General features: G+C 34.3%; 17 protein-coding genes. 6 read left to right on the plus strand and 11 right to left on the minus strand.

Features of this window, described 5'->3' with window-relative positions:
* Positions 1 to 32: 32 nt before the first annotated feature.
* The gene (lpxK, locus tag DFQ03_RS17560) at positions 33 to 1,034 is read left to right on the plus strand and encodes a tetraacyldisaccharide 4'-kinase (protein WP_133674545.1); all 1,002 of its coding nucleotides are present in this window, start codon (positions 33 to 35) and stop codon (positions 1,032 to 1,034) included.
* On the opposite strand, the gene DFQ03_RS17565 is transcribed toward lpxK, so the two are convergent.
* From DFQ03_RS17565 to DFQ03_RS17605, 9 genes are all read right to left on the minus strand, one after another.
* Positions 1,015 to 3,234 carry a hybrid sensor histidine kinase/response regulator gene (locus tag DFQ03_RS17565; protein ID WP_133674546.1) on the minus strand — a complete coding sequence of 740 codons (2,220 nt, stop codon included), beginning with the start codon at positions 3,232 to 3,234 and terminating at the stop codon, positions 1,015 to 1,017. The genes lpxK and DFQ03_RS17565 overlap by 20 nt on opposite strands.
* On the minus strand, positions 3,231 to 4,241 hold the full coding sequence (gap, locus tag DFQ03_RS17570; RefSeq protein WP_133674547.1) for a type I glyceraldehyde-3-phosphate dehydrogenase: 1,011 nt from the start codon (positions 4,239 to 4,241) through the stop codon (positions 3,231 to 3,233). Before gap ends, DFQ03_RS17565 begins: the two co-directional genes overlap by 4 nt.
* Positions 4,242 to 4,348: 107 nt before the next feature.
* A complete protein-coding gene (gene lipA, locus DFQ03_RS17575) occupies positions 4,349 to 5,224 on the minus strand; it encodes a lipoyl synthase (RefSeq protein WP_133674548.1) in 876 nt (291 codons plus the stop codon).
* A gap of 108 nt (positions 5,225 to 5,332) precedes the next feature.
* The gene (locus DFQ03_RS17580; protein WP_133674549.1) at positions 5,333 to 5,890 is read right to left on the minus strand and encodes an RNA polymerase sigma factor; all 558 of its coding nucleotides are present in this window, start codon (positions 5,888 to 5,890) and stop codon (positions 5,333 to 5,335) included.
* Positions 5,891 to 5,933: 43 nt separating this feature from the next.
* On the minus strand, positions 5,934 to 6,137 hold the full coding sequence (locus DFQ03_RS17585; RefSeq protein WP_133674550.1) for a membrane or secreted protein: 204 nt from the start codon (positions 6,135 to 6,137) through the stop codon (positions 5,934 to 5,936).
* Between the two features lie 75 nt (positions 6,138 to 6,212).
* Positions 6,213 to 6,971: an anti-sigma factor domain-containing protein gene (locus DFQ03_RS17590; protein WP_133674551.1), complete on the minus strand. Its 759-nt coding sequence runs from the start codon at positions 6,969 to 6,971 to the stop codon at positions 6,213 to 6,215.
* Positions 6,968 to 7,531, minus strand: coding sequence for an RNA polymerase sigma factor (locus DFQ03_RS17595; protein WP_036156031.1), 564 nt, complete (start codon positions 7,529 to 7,531; stop codon positions 6,968 to 6,970). The genes DFQ03_RS17590 and DFQ03_RS17595 overlap by 4 nt, the downstream gene beginning before the upstream one ends.
* Positions 7,532 to 7,732: 201 nt before the next feature.
* The gene (gene murB, locus DFQ03_RS17600) at positions 7,733 to 8,749 is read right to left on the minus strand and encodes a UDP-N-acetylmuramate dehydrogenase (protein WP_133674552.1); all 1,017 of its coding nucleotides are present in this window, start codon (positions 8,747 to 8,749) and stop codon (positions 7,733 to 7,735) included.
* Entirely contained in the window at positions 8,749 to 9,939 is a 1,191-nt protein-coding gene (locus DFQ03_RS17605) for a pyridoxal phosphate-dependent aminotransferase (RefSeq protein ID WP_133674553.1), read from the minus strand. Before DFQ03_RS17605 ends, murB begins: the two co-directional genes overlap by 1 nt.
* Before the next feature lie 148 nt (positions 9,940 to 10,087).
* Between DFQ03_RS17605 and DFQ03_RS17610 the strand changes: the two genes are divergently transcribed.
* Entirely contained in the window at positions 10,088 to 11,425 is a 1,338-nt protein-coding gene (locus tag DFQ03_RS17610) for an aspartyl protease family protein (protein WP_133674554.1), read from the plus strand.
* Positions 11,426 to 11,480: 55 nt separating this feature from the next.
* Here the strand turns inward: DFQ03_RS17610 and DFQ03_RS17615 are convergent, their stop codons facing one another.
* Positions 11,481 to 11,873: a DUF1573 domain-containing protein gene (locus tag DFQ03_RS17615; RefSeq protein ID WP_133674555.1), complete on the minus strand. Its 393-nt coding sequence runs from the start codon at positions 11,871 to 11,873 to the stop codon at positions 11,481 to 11,483.
* Positions 11,874 to 12,067: 194 nt separating this feature from the next.
* Between DFQ03_RS17615 and DFQ03_RS17620 the strand changes: the two genes are divergently transcribed.
* From DFQ03_RS17620 to DFQ03_RS17635, 4 genes are all read left to right on the plus strand, one after another.
* Positions 12,068 to 14,698, plus strand: a complete 2,631-nt coding sequence (locus tag DFQ03_RS17620; RefSeq protein WP_133674556.1) for a valine--tRNA ligase — start codon at positions 12,068 to 12,070, stop codon at positions 14,696 to 14,698.
* A gap of 126 nt (positions 14,699 to 14,824) precedes the next feature.
* Positions 14,825 to 15,709: a dienelactone hydrolase family protein gene (locus DFQ03_RS17625; RefSeq protein ID WP_133674557.1), complete on the plus strand. Its 885-nt coding sequence runs from the start codon at positions 14,825 to 14,827 to the stop codon at positions 15,707 to 15,709.
* A 139-nt stretch (positions 15,710 to 15,848) separates the two neighbouring features.
* On the plus strand, positions 15,849 to 16,016 hold the full coding sequence (locus DFQ03_RS17630; RefSeq protein ID WP_133674558.1) for a lmo0937 family membrane protein: 168 nt from the start codon (positions 15,849 to 15,851) through the stop codon (positions 16,014 to 16,016).
* A 90-nt stretch (positions 16,017 to 16,106) separates the two neighbouring features.
* A complete protein-coding gene (locus DFQ03_RS17635) occupies positions 16,107 to 16,871 on the plus strand; it encodes a creatininase family protein (protein WP_208295937.1) in 765 nt (254 codons plus the stop codon).
* 17 nt (positions 16,872 to 16,888) lie between these two features.
* On the opposite strand, the gene DFQ03_RS17640 is transcribed toward DFQ03_RS17635, so the two are convergent.
* Positions 16,889 to 17,359, minus strand: a complete 471-nt coding sequence (locus DFQ03_RS17640; protein ID WP_133674559.1) for a doxx family protein — start codon at positions 17,357 to 17,359, stop codon at positions 16,889 to 16,891.
* Between the last annotated feature and the right edge of the window lie 19 nt (positions 17,360 to 17,378).

Raw genomic sequence — 17,378 nt, forward strand, 5'->3', positions numbered from 1 at the left:
ATTCAAAGATAAATTATTATAATTTCGTTCTGATGCAGGTGTTACGAAAACTTCTTTTTCCTATTTCATTAATCTACGGATTAATTGTGTTTCTTAGAAATCGATTATATGATTGGGGCATATTTTCTTCTAAATCATTTGATACAAAAACTATTTGTGTAGGTAATTTAAGTGTAGGCGGAACTGGTAAGACTCCTATGATCGAGCTATTAGTGCGTGAACTTTCTGAAAAGTTTGATGTAGCTATATTGAGTAGGGGGTACAAAAGGAAATCAGAAGGATTTTTACTGTCAGATGAACAAACCAGTGTTGAGGATTTGGGTGATGAACCTTTTCAGTTGAAATCAAAGTTTCCTAAAGTTACTGTTGCTGTTGATGCCGATAGAAGAAATGGAATCGGTCAACTTGAGCAAAAGATAAATGCTGATGTTATTCTGCTAGATGATGCCTTTCAGCATAGAAAAGTAAAAGCTGGGTTATCTATTTTGTTGACCGCTCATGATAATTTATATACGAAAGATTGGTATTTGCCAACGGGTGATTTAAGAGATTCTAAGAGAGAGGCGTGTAGGGCAAATTTAATTGTAGTTACAAAATGTCCGGCTAACTTATCGTCATCAGAAAAGGACAAAATTAGAGCTAGTATTGACCCTAAGTTCCATCAAAAAGTATTGTTCAGTTATTTATCTTATAATAAAGAGCTAAAGGGATCAGGGCTGTCATTAGATGCGTTGAAGGGAAAAAAAGTAACCTTGGTGACGGGTATTGCGAATCCTGCTCCCTTAGTAAAGTTTCTAATCTCAGAAGGAATTACGTTTGAACATTTAAAATACAATGATCATCATTTCTTTACTGATCAAGAAATTGAACTTTTAAAAGAAAAGGAATGTATTCTTACTACTGAAAAGGATTATGTACGTTTAAAATCTAAGATAACGGGATTACACTATATAGAAGTGAAACATGAGTTTTTTGAAAATGATCGCGAACTTTTGAAAAAGGAATTACTACAATTTATGACAACGATTTCTTAGCTCTTTTATCAAAAATATTCTCACCTATCTTTTGATAAAAAACATCGGGCTTAAATGGCTTGGTAACCACGTCGTCACAACCTGCGGCATAGAAACTTTCTAAACTGTCATCAAGTGAAATAGCTGTTAAGGCAATTATAGGAGTGTCTTGATTGAATTTTCTAATTTCAATGGTCGCTTCTTCTCCGCTGATACCCGGCATATGAATATCCATTAAAATTGCATCGTATACATTTTCTTGTGCAGCCGTGATCGCCTCATGACCATTGTTGGCAATATCACTGGTCATATCTCTTTTAGAAAGCATCTTTTTTGTAATAACCTGGTTAATTTTGTTATCCTCGACAATGAGCAAATGCAACCCTTTAAAATCATAATCTTTAGGCGTAATTTCAAACGAAATATCTTCAGAAGCGCTGTCAATGTACTTCATTTTAATTTCAAAGAAGAAAGAACTGCCTTCTCCTAAAGAGCTCTCAAGCTCAATTTTACTTTCAAATAAGCTCAATAAGCTTTTAACAATGGTAAGACCTAAACCAGTGCCACCATATTCTCTATTAATCTGAATGGAGCCTTGTTCAAATCCTTCGAAAATGCTTTTTTGCTTTTCTTTTGAGATGCCGATACCATTATCTTTAACTTCAAAATAGATAGTAATATCATCTTCGATTTTGTTCAATAATTTGGCAATAACCTTTACCTCACCACCTTTGGTGAATTTGATGGAGTTACCAATCAAATTCATAAAAATTTGGGATAGTTTAAGTGGGTCGCTCAGTAAATTGTTTGGTATATCTGAATCGTATTCTAAAACTAAGTCTGTTTTGTTCGACTTAGCACTTTGGCTTAAAGAATTAATTACTTCATTAATCACCTTACTAAGGTTAAACTCCATGTTTAGGGGTTCTAATTTGTTCGCATCAATTTTGTTGATGTGAAGAATGTCATTAATAAAGTTAAGTAAGTAGTCTCCTGAGAATTTCAGTGCCTTTAAATGTTCTTTTTGATGCTCTTCTGGATTTTCTTCCAATAGAAGGTGTGTCAATCCTGTAACAGCGTACAAGGGTGTTCTAAGTTCGTGACTCACTGTAGAAAGGAAGTTCGTTTTTGCTTCCATAGCTTGTACGGCGCCATCACGAGCAATTTGTAGTTCTTTGTTTTTAGTCTGTAAAAGGTCGTTCGTTTTTAACTTAATCTGATTGTTTCTATACAGTGTAACTGCTAATAATGAAATAATGATTAAAAATGCAGAAGTTAAAATTGCCGTTAGTTCAGACCTGTTTTGAGATTCGGTAAGCTCTTCTATTTTTTTCTCTTGGCGTGCAATCTCTTCTGTTTTGTAATCATCCCTGATTTTATCTGCTGTTTTAGCTTCAATTTTATTTTTGTCGATATTAAATATCGAATCTTTTAATTGCACCAGATTTTGGGTATTTACAAGAGACTTTTGGTATAAACCTAACCTTTCATAAACAGAAGATAACAATGTGTTTGAATTTTTAATGTCTTCTAAAAATCCGTTATCAATTGCTAGCTTTAGAGCGTTCTCTCCGTTTTTTGCAGCTTCAGATAAATTATCGATTTTTAAATTTAACTCGGCAAGTGTTAGGTAAGCCTGTGTGGTCAGGTATTCTTTTTCGTAAAGATCGGTATTTACAATAAGTGAGTTTAAATTTTTAGTGGCGCTATCGTATTTCTCTAAACTGAGATATACCTTTGCCTCGGTCAATAACAGATTATTGTAAAAATTACGATCGTTATTTAGTTGTTTAGCTTCATTGAGCATAAACAATGCTTGAAAATTTCGGTTACTTCTATGTAAAAGAATTGCTTCAATATATTTGTGCATACCATCTCCATATGGGTATGCGATATCTTTTAAAAGAACACTGGCACGATCCCAATAAAATTCAGTGTCGCCTTCTTTGTCAATCTTTAAGTAGAGTAGTGCTAATTCGTGTAAACTGTCGATAAGACCTTTAATATCTTCACCTTTTTCAGCTTCATTTGCAGCAGTATTTAGTGTTTCAAGCGCAAGATCGATTTTATCTTGGTTCTTAAATTTTCTTGCTTGATCGAAATAAGGTTGTATGTCTATTTGTGCAATGGCATCTTGGGAAAATAGGGTAGTGGTAGTCGCCAAAATTAAAATGGTGACTAATAAAATTCTTAATGCTTTATTTAAAAATAAAAACTTCAAATATAATTTTTAGTACTAATAAAATTAATTAAATCTATAATTCTACTGCTATATCCGGTTTCGTTATCGTACCAGCCGATAATTTTAACCATTTTTCCTATTACAGAGGTCATCAAAGAATCAAACGTACAAGAATAGCAACTATTGTTTATATCAATAGAAACTATTGGGTCATTAGTGTAGTGTACAATATTTTTAAAATGGTTCTGTGATGCTTTTTCAAATGTAGAGTTTATTTCTTCAATACTTGTAGCTCGTTTTACATTCAATGTAATATCTGTTAACGACCCATTAGGTACCGGTACTCTTATGCCACAACCCCCAATAGTATCTGCCAATTCGGGGAATATTTTGGTCAATGCTTTTGCTGCACCTGTAGTAGTTGGTACGATAGATTGCGATGCCGCACGAGCCCTTCTTAAATCTCTATGAGGTTGATCATGTAGGCTTTGATCTGTAGTGTAAGAATGTATGGTTGTAATATAGGCTTGTTCGATACCACATAAATCATTGATAATTTTTATCATTGGCGCAGCATTGTTCGTAGTGCAAGACGCATTAGATATAATATCGTCAGATTTTGTCAATGTATTTTCATTGATACCAAAGACAATCATTTTTATATCATCTTCAGTTGGTGGTACAGATAGAATAACTTTTTTAGCACCATTTTTAATATGAAATGATAATGACTCTCTATCCTTGAATTTGCCGGTACATTCTACAACAACATCTACCGCTGTCAATGACCAGTTTATTTTAGATGGGTGAGATTCGTTGTACAACGAAATAGCGTTTCCGTTCACAATAATGTGCTCTTCGTCATGTGAAATATCATGAGGCGAGGTACCGTGAATACTATCGTATTTTAATAGATGCGAAAGTGTACGGGTATCTGCAAGATCATTAATAGCAACCACATTTAAAATTTCATGCGATTGTAGAAGGCGAAATAGGGTTCTGCCTATTCTTCCAAAACCATTAATGCCGATGTTCAGTTTATGCATTGGTTACCGATGGATGTGCTTGGTTAATACTCATATTTCCATGTAATTAGAACAGGCTATTTCTCTTAGATTATTTCTAAGTAAATAAGAAGTACGTTCTTGTAGAATTATAGAATATGCTTGTGTGCTTTGTAAGAAGATCTAACTAAAGCGCCACTTTCAACATGTCTAAACCCCATTTCAAGACCTATGTCTTCATATTTCTTAAACTGCTCTGGAGTAATAAATTCCTTAACAGGTAGATGTTTTTTAGATGGTTGTAAGTACTGACCAATAGTAACAACATCGACATCTGCATTTCGCAAATCTGCTAATGTGGTAATAACTTCATCTTCGTGTTCACCAAGACCTAGCATAATACCAGATTTAGTTCTATTGATACCTTGTTTTTTTAAGTAATTAAGCGCTTCAAGACTACGTTCATACTTTGCTTGTATACGTACCTCTCTAGTAAGTCTTTTAACGGTTTCCATGTTATGAGAAACCACTTCAGGAGAAACGGCTACAATTCTATCTAAATGCTTTTCTATACCTTGAAAATCAGGAATTAAAGTTTCTAAAGTTGTAGTAGGGTTCATTCTGCGTATCGCCTTTACCGTTTCTGCCCATATGATTGAACCCATGTCTTTAAGGTCATCTCTATCAACAGATGTAACAACGGCGTGCTTAATACCCATAATTTTTATAGATCTCGCAACCTTCTCAGGTTCTGCCCAATCTACATTTTCAGGTCTACCGGTTTTAACACCACAGAATCCGCATGATCTGGTACAAACATTACCAAGTATCATAAAAGTTGCGGTGCCTTCTCCCCAGCATTCACCCATGTTAGGGCAGCTACCACTTGTGCAAATAGTATGTAGGTCATACTTATCAACCAAACCTCTAAGCTGCGTATATTTCTTACCGGTAGGTAATTTTACTCTTAGCCATTTCGGTTTACCTTTTGGTGGGGCAACATTTTCTTTTAAAACTGTAGACATGCTTTAAATTTTATACAAATATACGAACTAAAAAAGTGAGGATAAAGCAGAATTACGTGCTACACAAATGAGTTCTAAATTATGAGAAATTTCTTGTTGAATTGAAGTTTACTTTCTGTCTTTAATAATTTCTGAAAGTAATTTTTTAGCCCTTAGAAGTTTTACTTTGACACTATTTATAGGTTCGTTCAAATGAGTGGCAATATCAGCATAACTTAACTCATTAAAATACCTAAGATTAATAACAGCTTGGTAATGAGGTTTCAGTTTTTTAATATCTCTAAGTAAATCGGCTAAGTTTTGTTCTTGAATTAATTGGTCTTCCATAGAAGGTGAGGCATCTAAGGCACTTGTTATTACTTCAGAATTACTTCTAGAATCTAATAAGCTCTTTTTTCGCTTTCTGACTAAATCGATATGAATGTTTTTAGAAATGGCAATTAACCAAGTTTTAAATACGTACGACTCGTTATAGGTCTTTATTTTATCGAAAGCTTTAGAAAAAGTCTGAATAGTAATGTCTTCAGAATCATTCTCATTTTCGGTTCGCTTTAGTTGAAAGCCGTAAACATCGTTCCAAAACATATCTAACAGGCGGCTAAAGGCAATTTGCTTGCCTTCTTTCGCTTTGCGTATTGTTTCTTCTAAAGTGTCTGTGTTATTCAAAAAATGATTTTGGTATGCGTAATGTTAAGATAAGGAATTTAGATTATTCGGTAATCATGTCCTTTTTACAATCTTGTTCACTTGGCAATTTGCCACACATACCACAAGCTTGTCCTTCTTGATTCAAAAAAGGACTTTGACTCGCGCAAGTTCCTGCAAACTCTCCGTCTTTTTTAGACCATATTTTAATTGCAATACCTGCAAAAGCCAATGCTAACAACCCAATGGTTAGTAATACTAGTTTCATGTGCTAAATTTTAAACAAAGATAAAAAATAAAGCCCCAAAAATGGGGCTTTAAGAATACTTTATGTGTGTAAGGTCTAGTAGGCTATATTCGCCACTATATTTTCTACACTAGGCGCATGATTACCACCTTTTTGCTCAATTGTAATATAACCAACTGCATTTTCTGCATATGGTAATGCCAATAACTTTTGTTTGTCACCAGCTTCTTCTATAATACCTAGATTAATCATTTTACCATTAACCTCTGCCCACATTTGAAAACACTGACTTTCTGGGATATGGGGTAATTTGCTAACGTTGATATAAGATAACTTCTTAACCGGGTTTATATAGGCAACAGCTTTTAAGTCTTTCGCTTTCTGATTTCCCTTAACGTTATATTTTTTGGTTTGAGGATTGTTTAAAACGATAAACTGGTTACGTACATCTTCTAACTGCTCTTTCATGTTCTCTTCAAGCAATTTTATCTTATTGCTAACAACACTGTTTTCTTCTTGCAGACTCTGGTTTTGATTCCAGAAAAAGGTAGAGATACCGATAAACATTATAGCTGTAATACTCGCGGCGATTGCGTAACTATAGAATCTTTTTCTACCCTTACGTTCTGCTTTTATTCTAGAGTTAATTTTATCCTTTAGACCTTGTGGAGCTTCAATAGCATGAAGCTTGGCAAAAATTTCAAGATTATTCTGTAATTCACTATATGTTTCTCTAACCTCTGGGTACATAGCAATATAGCGTTCTACCTGAAGACTTTCTAACTCAGTAGTTGTTCCCAGTAGATACTTTTCTAATAAATCAGAATCAAGGAAAATTTTTATCTTGTCTTTCATAATACGAAATTTAATAACATGGCAACTACAGCTGGACCATAGATTTTGCCTAATTCGCGTAATCCAATTTTAAGTCTAGATTTAATAGTACCTAAAGGAATATCCAACTCGTCACTTGCTTCCTGTTGGGTCATACCTTGAAAGAATAGAGCCTCTAAAACAATTTGATATTTATCTTCAATTTTGTCTAGATGTTCTCTTACATCCATTAACTCAGGTCTTGTACTTTCTACGCCTAAAGTATATACGTCAGAAACGTCTATTTGGATTTCTTTATCAGATTTTGTGTTGACACTTCTTAATTTGTCAATAGCTGTATTTCGTGTAATTCTAAAGAGCCAAGTAAAAAGTTTCGCTTTTTTAGGATCGTATGAATCTGCTTTTTTCCAAATCTTCACAAAAGATTCTTGAACAACATCTTGAGCCAAATCGGGATCACGAACGACTTTGTTCGCCACACCTAATAAGGTGTCGGCATAATTATCGTACAAGAGAGAAATCGCTTTTTCGTTTCTTTCCTGTAATAATTCAACAATATGATTTTCTAATAAAGTGCTCATAATTTAAAAGATGTACATATTTTTTTATAATGGACATCCAAATACAAAGATTGAACCGTATATGATTAAACGCTAAATTATAAAATTGATTGTTAAAGATGCGTTTTCTAAAAATATATATCGAATAAGTGGTCGGCTGGTAACTGCCCACTTTGTTTTGGTTGGTTTGGTTTGGTAATAACCCCTGTAATTTTACAGGGGTTATTTTATTAAATTAACCTCGGGACTTATTTCAATATTGAATTTTAGTTTCACGGCATCAATAATTGTTGCCGCTAAATCTAGAATCTCTTTTCCGGTTGCTTTGTCATAGTTAACAAGAACTAAAGCTTGATTCTTATGAACACCGGCATCACCAAAGCGTTTTCCTTTAAAACCGCATTGCTCGATCAGCCAACCTGCAGGAATTTTATATAAATCTTCAGTTACCTTATAAAAAGGAGCATCAGGATTTTTTAAAGCAAAGTCTTCAAATATTTTTTTTTCGACTATTGGATTTTTAAAAAAGCTACCACTGTTACCTAATACTTTTGGGTCTGGCAATTTGCTTTGTCGTATAGCAATTACCGCATTGGAAATATCTTTAATTGTCGGGTTTACGATCGACTCTTTTTCTAATTGTTGCTCGATTGCACCATAACCAGAATTTATTTTGTGATCTTTTTTGGTAAATGAGAAAGTGACCGATGTTATAACGAATTGATCTTTTCCTTCATTTTTAAAAAACGAATCTCTGTAACCGAATTTACATTCTTCTTTAGTTAACGAGACCAATTGCTGGTCTTCAATTCTTATGGCTTCACAACTAACGAAGCAATCTTTCAATTCGGCACCATATGCGCCAATATTTTGTATGGGTGCAGTACCGGTGTTACCAGGTATTAAAGACATATTCTCTAATCCGCCAAAATTATTATCAAGAGTCCACATTACTATTTCATGCCAATTCTCACCTGCCATTACCTTTACTTGGACAGTATCTACAGATTCTGATATAATTTTCTTTCCCTTTAAATTTACATGAATGAACAATGCCTCAATACGATCTGAAAGCAACATATTACTACCGCCTCCAATAATAATTTTTCTATCATAATCTTGGTTGCCTAATACATCTTGTAATTCTTCAACAGAGCTCACTTCAACAAAGAATCTTGCAGAAGCATCAATACCGAAAGTATTGTAGTTTTTTAGAGAAAAGTGTTCGTGTACAATCATTAGCCCTTGTAACTTTTAAGCGCTTCTTTTAATATTTGTACAGCTTTTTTTAAACTATTCTTATCAAGAACATAGGCAATTCTAATCTGATTTTTACCTAAGCCTTCAGTGGCATAAAATCCTGCTGCAGGTGCTACCATAACAGTTTCATTATCTATATTAAAATCTTCTAATAACCATTGCGCAAAATGATCTGCATCTTCAATAGGTAATTCGGCTATACAATAGAAAGCACCTTGGGGTCTTGCTATTTTAATACCTTCAATTTTCTCTAACTCAGCGATAAGAATATTTCTTCTGGCAACATATTCTGTTTTTACCTCGGCAAAATAACTATCAGGAGTATCTAAAGCTGCCTCACTTGCTATTTGGGCATATGTAGGTGGCGATAGTCTGGCTTGTGCAAATTTCATTGCTGTTGCAATAAATTCTTTATTCTTAGATACCAAGTAGCCAATTCGTGCGCCGCACATGCTATATCGTTTAGAAACCGAATCGATAACTATGGCATGATCTTCTAGTCCCGCTTCCTTTAATATTGAAGTATGCGACTTATCGTCATATGTGAATTCTCTATATACTTCGTCGGCAACAAGAAAAATATTGTGCTTTTTAACTAATGCCGCTAATTTTTGAATTTCTTCCTTACTATATAAATATCCTGTTGGGTTACCAGGGTTACATATTAATATAGCTTTTGTTCTAGGCGTAATTAATTTTTCAAAATCTTCTATTGGAGGAAGAGCAAAATTATCTTCGATCTTTGAAACTACAGGAACAACCGTTACACCACAGGCAGTGGCAAACCCATTATAGTTCGCGTAAAAAGGTTCAGGTATTATAATTTCATCATCTGTATCTGCAATAGTGTTCATCGCAAAAGACAAAGCTTCAGATCCACCGGTAGTAACAATAATATCGGTAGCACTTACGGGTATATCATTTTTAAGATAATATTTCGCAATTTTTGTTCTAAACTCCTCTGAGCCTTCGGTACGGCTGTATTCCAATACATTAATGTTATTGTTCTTTACAGCATCTAAAGCTTGTTGTGGTGTCTTTATATCTGGTTGCCCAATGTTCAAATGAATTACATTAACTCCTCTCTTTTTTGCGCTTTCAGCAAACGGAACTAACTTTCTTATGGGTGATTGAGGCATGGTAAGCCCCTTGTTTGAAACAGATGGCATATAAATTGAATTTTACACAAAAGTGGTAAATGATTATGGTTCTTACAAAGTAATTAGGCTTTAATTTGGTTTTGCATATAATGTTAAAATTGAAGGTGATAACAAATTATTATGTATCTTAAAAAGAGTTAACTAATTCATACAGATTATGTTACGAAAATACATCGTTATCTTAATTCTTCTATTCTGTTGTTTTTCATTTTCAGGAATAGCGCAGACATATCAATTACCTGCCGGAAAGAAATATCACAAAGTCAAGTTTGAGTTGATTAATAATCTCATGGTAATACCTATTGATGTTAATGGAACGGAGTTGTCTTTTGTATTAGATTCTGGCGTTGGTACGCCAATATTATTCAATTTGGCTGATCAAGATTCTATTCAGTTAAATAATGTTACTGAAATTACAATTAATGGGTTAGGGGATGGCGACCCAATCAACGCATTAAAATCAACCGGAAATTTTGTTCAATTAGGTAATGTTAAGAATATTTCTCAAAACATTTATGTTGTAATGGATGCCGGTATCAATTTCTCGCCTAGTTTGGGTATACCTGTGCATGGTATTATAGGTTATGATTTATTTCGAGATTTTGTTGTCGATATAAATTACATAAAACAAACCATTAAATTTCATGACCCAGAGCTGTATAAATATAAAAAGTCTAAGAATAATAGGGTTGTAGATTTGTCGGTCATCAGAAAGAAGGCATATTTAGATGCTTTTGTGATGATTAATAAAACAGAAGAAGTACCTGTAAAATTATTGTTGGACACAGGTAGTAGCGATGCCGTTTGGCTTTTTGAAGATGAAAGAATTCAATTGCCCGAAAAGCATTATCAAGATTTTTTAGGCAAAGGTCTTGCTGGTGATATTTTTGGGAAGCGAACAAAAATTAGTCATTTAAAAATTTCAGATTTTGTATTGAGTGATGCAAAAGCGGCTTTTCCAGATATGGAGACTTTTACAACTATTTCAGATTTTGGTGGAAGAAATGGAAGCTTAGGTGGCGAGGTGATAAGGCGTTTTAATGTTGTGTTCGATTATAAGAATGAAAAATTAATAATGGCCAAGAATGCCAATTTCAGCAAAATGTTTCAATATAATATTAGCGGAATTGATTTACAACATGCAGGTATGCGTTATGTTTCAGAACGAATTACCGATTCGAATGGTGTCGTAAATAATGATGCTAAGACCTATGGTGATGTTCAGATTATACTTCAAGGTGCTACAAGGTTGAGTTTGGTACCAGAGATTGTTGTATCGGGAATACGACAAGGTAGTCCAGCACATTCGGCAGGATTACGAGAGGGGGATGTTATTCTGGCAGTAAATGGAAAGCGAATACATCGATATAAATTACAGGAGATTATGCATATGCTCAACGTAAAGAAAGATAAAAGGATAAAGGTTTTAGTGGAACGCTATGACAATGACCTACTTTTCAGTTTTGAGTTGAAACCCTTGTTTGACGAACAATAAAGCATAAAAAAAGCCCAACTGAGAAGTTGGGCTTTTAGTTTTCTAAAAAATTCTTTTATTTGGTACCGGTAGTAGCTTTTACTTCTCCTTTGATTTTTAAAACTTTTGTAGGAGTGTCAGCGTTAGAAATAACCGTAATTGCTTTACGGATCGGACCAACTCTATTGGTATCATATTTCACTTGAATCTCACCTGTTTTACCTGGTAAAATTGGGTCTTCTGGTTTTTTAGGGATTGTACAACCACAGCTAGAACTAACTTTACTAACTATAAGTGGTGCGGTTCCTGTGTTTGTAAATTCAAAAACTCTTACTCCGTCTGACCCTTTAGCGATTTCGCCGTAATCCACGGTTTCAGATTTAAACTCTATTTTGGCAGCAGCATCTTGTGCGGTTAAACTAAATCCTAGTAAGCCTACAAATAATACAAGTACTATTTTTTTCATCATTTCTAATTTTGGGTGGATGTCAAAATTAAATCTTTTCAGATCAACCTCAAAATCCTTTTGTTATACTCTAACGTTACTTATTTTTGTTTCGTATTTATCTTTGGGTAAAATTCAGCTGAAATGACCGTTAGAATGTCAATTCGGCTTTATTTTTAATAACCCATTTTATTATTATTCAAAAACTGTTCCAAAAAATGGAAATTCCTTCAAAATATAATCCGCAGTCCACAGAATCTCATTGGTATGATTACTGGATGAAAAACGGTTACTTTCATTCTGTACCAGATGATAGAGAACCTTATAGTATTGTAATACCACCGCCAAACGTAACGGGTATATTACATATGGGCCACATGCTGAACAATACCATACAAGATGTATTGATCAGACGTGCACGTCTTTTAGGTAAAAATGCATGTTGGGTACCTGGTACCGACCATGCCTCAATTGCTACAGAAGCGAAAGTTGTAGCTAAATTAAAAGAACAAGGCATCAATAAAAACGATCTTACAAGAGATGAGTTTTTAAAACATGCTTGGGATTGGACAAATGAATATGGCGGAATCATTCTTGAGCAATTGAAAAAATTGGGTTGTTCTTGTGATTGGGACCGTACCGCATTCACTATGGATCAAGAGCGCTACGACAGTGTTATAAAGGTGTTTATAGACCTTTACAATAAAGGCTTGATATACCGTGGGTATAGAATGGTTAATTGGGATCCAGAAGCTCAAACCACCTTGTCAGATGAAGAAGTTATCTATGAAGAAAAGCAAGGGTTGTTATATTATTTGTCATACGCTATCGAGGGGTCTGATGAAAAAGTAACGATTGCAACTACCAGACCAGAAACAATATTAGGTGATACTGCAATATGTATTAACCCGAACGATGAGCGATTTACATATCTAAAAGGGAAAAAGGTAATAGTTCCAATTTGTAATAGGGTTATTCCTATTATCGAAGATGAGTACGTAGATGTTGAATTCGGTACAGGATGTTTAAAGGTAACACCTGCACATGATATTAATGATAAAGCACTTGGAGAAAAACACCATTTAGAAACTATCGATATTTTTAATGACAATGCGACTTTAAATAGTTTCGGATTGCATTATGAGGGTAAAGATCGTTTCGTTGTTAGAAAAGAAATTTCTAAAGAATTAGAAGATTTAGGTGTTCTGGTTAAGACAGAGACTCATATTAACAAAGTAGGTACTTCAGAAAGAACCAAGGCTGTTATTGAACCTAAATTGTCTGATCAGTGGTTCTTGAAAATGGAAGATTTGGCAAAACCAGCTTTAGAAGCGGTTATGGAGAGTGGCGATGTAAAGCTGCATCCGAAGAAATTTGAAAATACTTACCGTCATTGGATGGAGAATGTTCGTGATTGGAATATTTCTAGACAATTATGGTGGGGTCAGCAAATACCAGCATTTTATTTCGGTGACGGTCAAGAAGATTTCGTTGTTGCGGCCAGTTTGGAAGATGCATTACAACTAGCTAAAGAAAAATCTGGAAATGCTAAATTACAAGAAAGTGACTTACGACAAGATGCCGATGTTTTAGATACTTGGTTTTCATCATGGTTATGGCCAATGAGTGTATTTGGCGGTATTATGGAGCCAGATAATGAAGAGATAAACTACTATTACCCAACAAATGATTTAGTAACTGGTCCGGATATTTTATTTTTCTGGGTAGCTAGAATGATTGTTGCCGGATATGAGTTCAGAGGCGAGAAACCTTTTGAAAATGTTTATTTCACAGGGTTGGTTAGAGATAAGCAACGTAGAAAAATGTCTAAATCATTAGGTAATTCACCCGATGCATTAAAGCTGATAGAGGATTATGGAGCTGACGGAGTACGTGTTGGGCTATTATTAAGTTCGGCGGCAGGTAACGATTTAATGTTCGATGAAGATTTATGTCAGCAAGGAAAAAACTTTGCCAATAAAATCTGGAACGGATTCAGATTAGTACAAGGTTGGGAAATAGCCGATATTCCACAACCAGAAGCTTCAAAGCTTGGTTTAGAGTGGTACGAGTCAAAGCTAAATAAGACCTTATTAGAAATCGAAGATCATTTTAGTAAATTCCGTATATCAGATGCTTTAATGTCTATCTATAAATTGGTTTGGGACGATTATAGTTCTTCGTTATTAGAGATAATTAAGCCTGCATACCAACAACCTATAGATAGAACAACGTTCGATAAAGTAATTCAGCTGTTTGAACAAAATTTGAAGTTATTGCACCCTTTTATGCCATTTTTGACTGAAGAAGTTTGGCAGCATATTGCAAAGAGAGATGAGAGTGAGGCATTGGTAATATCGAAATGGCCAACAGTTGGTAAAATTGATGAAGAGCTTATAGCGCAATTCGATTTTGCTGCAGAGGTAATTGCAGGAGTAAGAACCATCAGAAAAAACAAGAATATTCCAATGAAAGAATCTTTGGAATTATCGGTTCTTAATTCTGAAAAAGCAAGCAACCGTTGGGATGTTGTTATTTCTAAACTCACCAATGTTTCTAAAATCAGTTATTTAGGCGAGCAGCTAGAGGGCGCATTGACGTTCCGTGTAAAAAGTAACGAATATTTTGTGCCAATGGAAGGAGCTATTGATGTAGAAGCTGAAATCGTAAAGATTAACGAAGAGCTGAAGTACACAAAAGGGTTCTTGATTTCTGTTCAAAAGAAACTTTCTAATGAACGATTTGTTAATAATGCACCCGAAAAAGTAATCGCAATAGAGCGTCAAAAATTGGCAGATGCTGAAGCTAAAATTGAAACATTAGAAAAAAGTTTAGCGAGTTTAGGCTAGCATTTTAGTTGATAAATTAATTAAGCCTCATTCCTATTTAATTGGGAATGAGGCTTTTTCTATTGTTAAAAGTATTTAGGTAATCATGTTGTTTTCGTATTTTTAAGTGAACAAAAAGCTAGAAAAATGAAATTATTAAAGAAAGAAGATATTAAACAAGAGGTATTCGACCTGTATGACGCATATGCCCATAATAAATTAGAACGCCGAGACTTTGTTCAGAAACTATCGGTATATGCCGTTGGCGGACTCACAGTGCCATCATTAATGAGTTTTTTAATGCCAGATTATGAAAATACTTTTTTGGTGGCGAAAGACAATCCAGATTTAGATTCGGGTTTTATTACATATAATTCCTCTAAAGGTGGTGGAGAAATAAAGGCGTTATTATCCAAGCCAAAATCGGCAGAGGGTAGATTACCCGGTATTGTGGTGGTTCATGAAAATAGAGGCTTGAACCCGTATGTAGAAGATACGGCGAGAAGAGCAGCTTTGTCTGGTTTTATGACCATCGCTCCAGATGCATTGAGTCCGCTAGGTGGTTATCCCGGCAATGATGATGAAGGTAGAGCGATGCAAAGAACGCGAGATAGAGATGAAATGTTAGAAGATTTTATAGCGGCATTTGAATATTTAAAAAATCACGAAAGCTGTAATGGCAAAATAGGAGTTGTAGGTTTTTGTTTCGGCGGATGGATTTCTAATATGATGGCAGTAAAAATACCAGATTTGGCAGCTGCTGTTCCATTTTATGGTGGTCAACCAACGGAAGGCATAGAAAATATAAATGCACCTTTGATGTTGCAGTATGCGGGTTTAGATGAACGGGTAAACGCCGGATGGCCAGCGTATGAAAAGGCGTTGAATGAACTTGGTAAAGAAAATGTCGCCTATTTCTATCCAGAGGTAAATCATGGTTTTCATAATACATCTACACCAAGGTATGACGAACCTGCCGCAGAATTGGCATGGTCCAGAACTATTGAATTTTTTAAAGAAAAGTTAGTTTAAATGACTGATTTTAAGCACTTATAATAACGTGTGTTTTTAGTTTACTTCAGATTTTGAGCTAGAAATCAATTTATTTGAGTCAAGCAGACAGTGCTAATCTCTTTAGTTTTGTCATATAAACAATCTAAAAAAACACATTATGAGAAGTCTATTATGGTTAGTAGCAGTTATTTGTATAATTATATGGTTATTGGGAATGTTAGGTATTGTTCCTGGTCTTGCAACAGGTAGTCTAGTACACATTTTATTAGTGATAGCAGTTGTTGTTATTCTTTACAATATCATTTCAGGTAAGAAGGTCTTGTAAGTAAGATTACATATATCATTTTATAATAAAAAATATGAACCCTTGATCTAATTCGAGGGTTTTTTATGCTTAAATAGTATCTTTAATACTATGATTAGACCATATGTACTTGCAGAAACCAATTGGGAACATTTAAAAGATGAACAAATAGAATTGGCAGTTTTGCCTTGGGGCGCTACAGAGGCGCACAACTATCATTTACCGTATGGTACAGATAATTATCAAGCGCAAAGTATGGTTGAATCGGCAGCTGGCATTAGTTGGAAGAAAGGTAAAAAAGTCATAGTTCTGCCGACAATACCTTATGGTGTAAATACAGGTCAGAGCGACATTTATTTAGATATGAATCTAAATCCTTCAACACAGTTGGCTATTCTTAAAGACCTGTTGACGGTGTTGAATAGACAAGGTATTAAGAAGTTATTACTATTTAACGGTCATGGTGGTAATAATTTTAAGCCTATTGTAAGAGAGCTTGGCTTGATGTTTCCTGAGATGTTTATAAGCTTTTGCTTTTTTCCGCCAATGTTAGATAAATCTAAATATTTTCAAGAAGAAGGCGATCATGCAGATGAGATGGAAACAAGCTTAATGCTTTATTTAAGACCAGATTTGGTGTTAACAAAAGACAAATGGGGTAGTGGTAGTGCAAAATCATTCAAGATCGATGCATTTAATGAAGGATGGGCGTGGGCAGAACGGCAGTGGTCTAAAGTAAGTAGTGATACAGGTATTGGTAATCCGGAGTTTGCTACATCAGAAAAAGGAGAGCGTTTTTTTAATGACGTATGTGCAAAATTAGATACTCTTTTTTGTTCACTTTGCGATGCTGACTTAGATTCATTATTTGAATGAGCTTACGCTGTTTAAAATTACATTTTTCTGATTTGTAAATTTAAAAAATCCCTTTTCTTGTTATTTCCTTTATTTTGAATCAGGTCGGCTTCTATTTTAAAATTGTATAGGGCTCCTAAAATGATTATATTTTTAAAAATATATTGACTTAACAATGTAACTTTAAATTGATTTTCACCGAATACTTCTTCTTGCATTAGTAAAAGAGGAGAAAATGTCATCAATATATGTACTATAGCAGTGTATATTATAAATTTATTTTTCACATTTAATAATAATGATAGTCCGATAAAAGTTTCAATAATTGCTAAGAAAATTAAACCAAAATGAGGTGGCAAAACATGTAATGTTAGTATTTGAATGGTATTTTTAGCCAAATCTTCTGCAGGACTATAATTTGGAAAAAATTTTAAAACACCAAAAATAAAATAAACTGTACCAAGTGCGATACTGATGATTTTACTTTGTAATTTCTCTTTGTACTGCATAATATGGCTTCATCAATTA

It is taken from the genome of Maribacter caenipelagi, assembly GCF_004364175.1.
GTDB classification, from domain to species: domain Bacteria; phylum Bacteroidota; class Bacteroidia; order Flavobacteriales; family Flavobacteriaceae; genus Maribacter; species Maribacter caenipelagi.

Coding starts and splice junctions, on each gene's coding strand:
- DFQ03_RS17595 (WP_036156031.1), bottom strand. CDS start 7,531: ATGAGCACTTTATTAGAAAATCATATTGTTGAATTATTACAGGAAAGA.
- gap (WP_133674547.1), bottom strand. CDS start 4,241: ATGCATAAACTGAACATCGGCATTAATGGTTTTGGAAGAATAGGCAGA.
- DFQ03_RS17610 (WP_133674554.1), top strand. CDS start 10,088: ATGTTACGAAAATACATCGTTATCTTAATTCTTCTATTCTGTTGTTTT.
- DFQ03_RS17615 (WP_133674555.1), bottom strand. CDS start 11,873: ATGATGAAAAAAATAGTACTTGTATTATTTGTAGGCTTACTAGGATTT.
- DFQ03_RS17590 (WP_133674551.1), bottom strand. CDS start 6,971: ATGAAAGACAAGATAAAAATTTTCCTTGATTCTGATTTATTAGAAAAG.
- lpxK (WP_133674545.1), top strand. CDS start 33: ATGCAGGTGTTACGAAAACTTCTTTTTCCTATTTCATTAATCTACGGA.
- murB (WP_133674552.1), bottom strand. CDS start 8,749: ATGATTGTACACGAACACTTTTCTCTAAAAAACTACAATACTTTCGGT.
- lipA (WP_133674548.1), bottom strand. CDS start 5,224: ATGTCTACAGTTTTAAAAGAAAATGTTGCCCCACCAAAAGGTAAACCG.
- DFQ03_RS17640 (WP_133674559.1), bottom strand. CDS start 17,359: ATGCAGTACAAAGAGAAATTACAAAGTAAAATCATCAGTATCGCACTT.
- DFQ03_RS17630 (WP_133674558.1), top strand. CDS start 15,849: ATGAGAAGTCTATTATGGTTAGTAGCAGTTATTTGTATAATTATATGG.
- DFQ03_RS17625 (WP_133674557.1), top strand. CDS start 14,825: ATGAAATTATTAAAGAAAGAAGATATTAAACAAGAGGTATTCGACCTG.
- DFQ03_RS17635 (WP_208295937.1), top strand. CDS start 16,107: ATGATTAGACCATATGTACTTGCAGAAACCAATTGGGAACATTTAAAA.
- DFQ03_RS17620 (WP_133674556.1), top strand. CDS start 12,068: ATGGAAATTCCTTCAAAATATAATCCGCAGTCCACAGAATCTCATTGG.
- DFQ03_RS17605 (WP_133674553.1), bottom strand. CDS start 9,939: ATGCCATCTGTTTCAAACAAGGGGCTTACCATGCCTCAATCACCCATA.
- DFQ03_RS17585 (WP_133674550.1), bottom strand. CDS start 6,137: ATGAAACTAGTATTACTAACCATTGGGTTGTTAGCATTGGCTTTTGCA.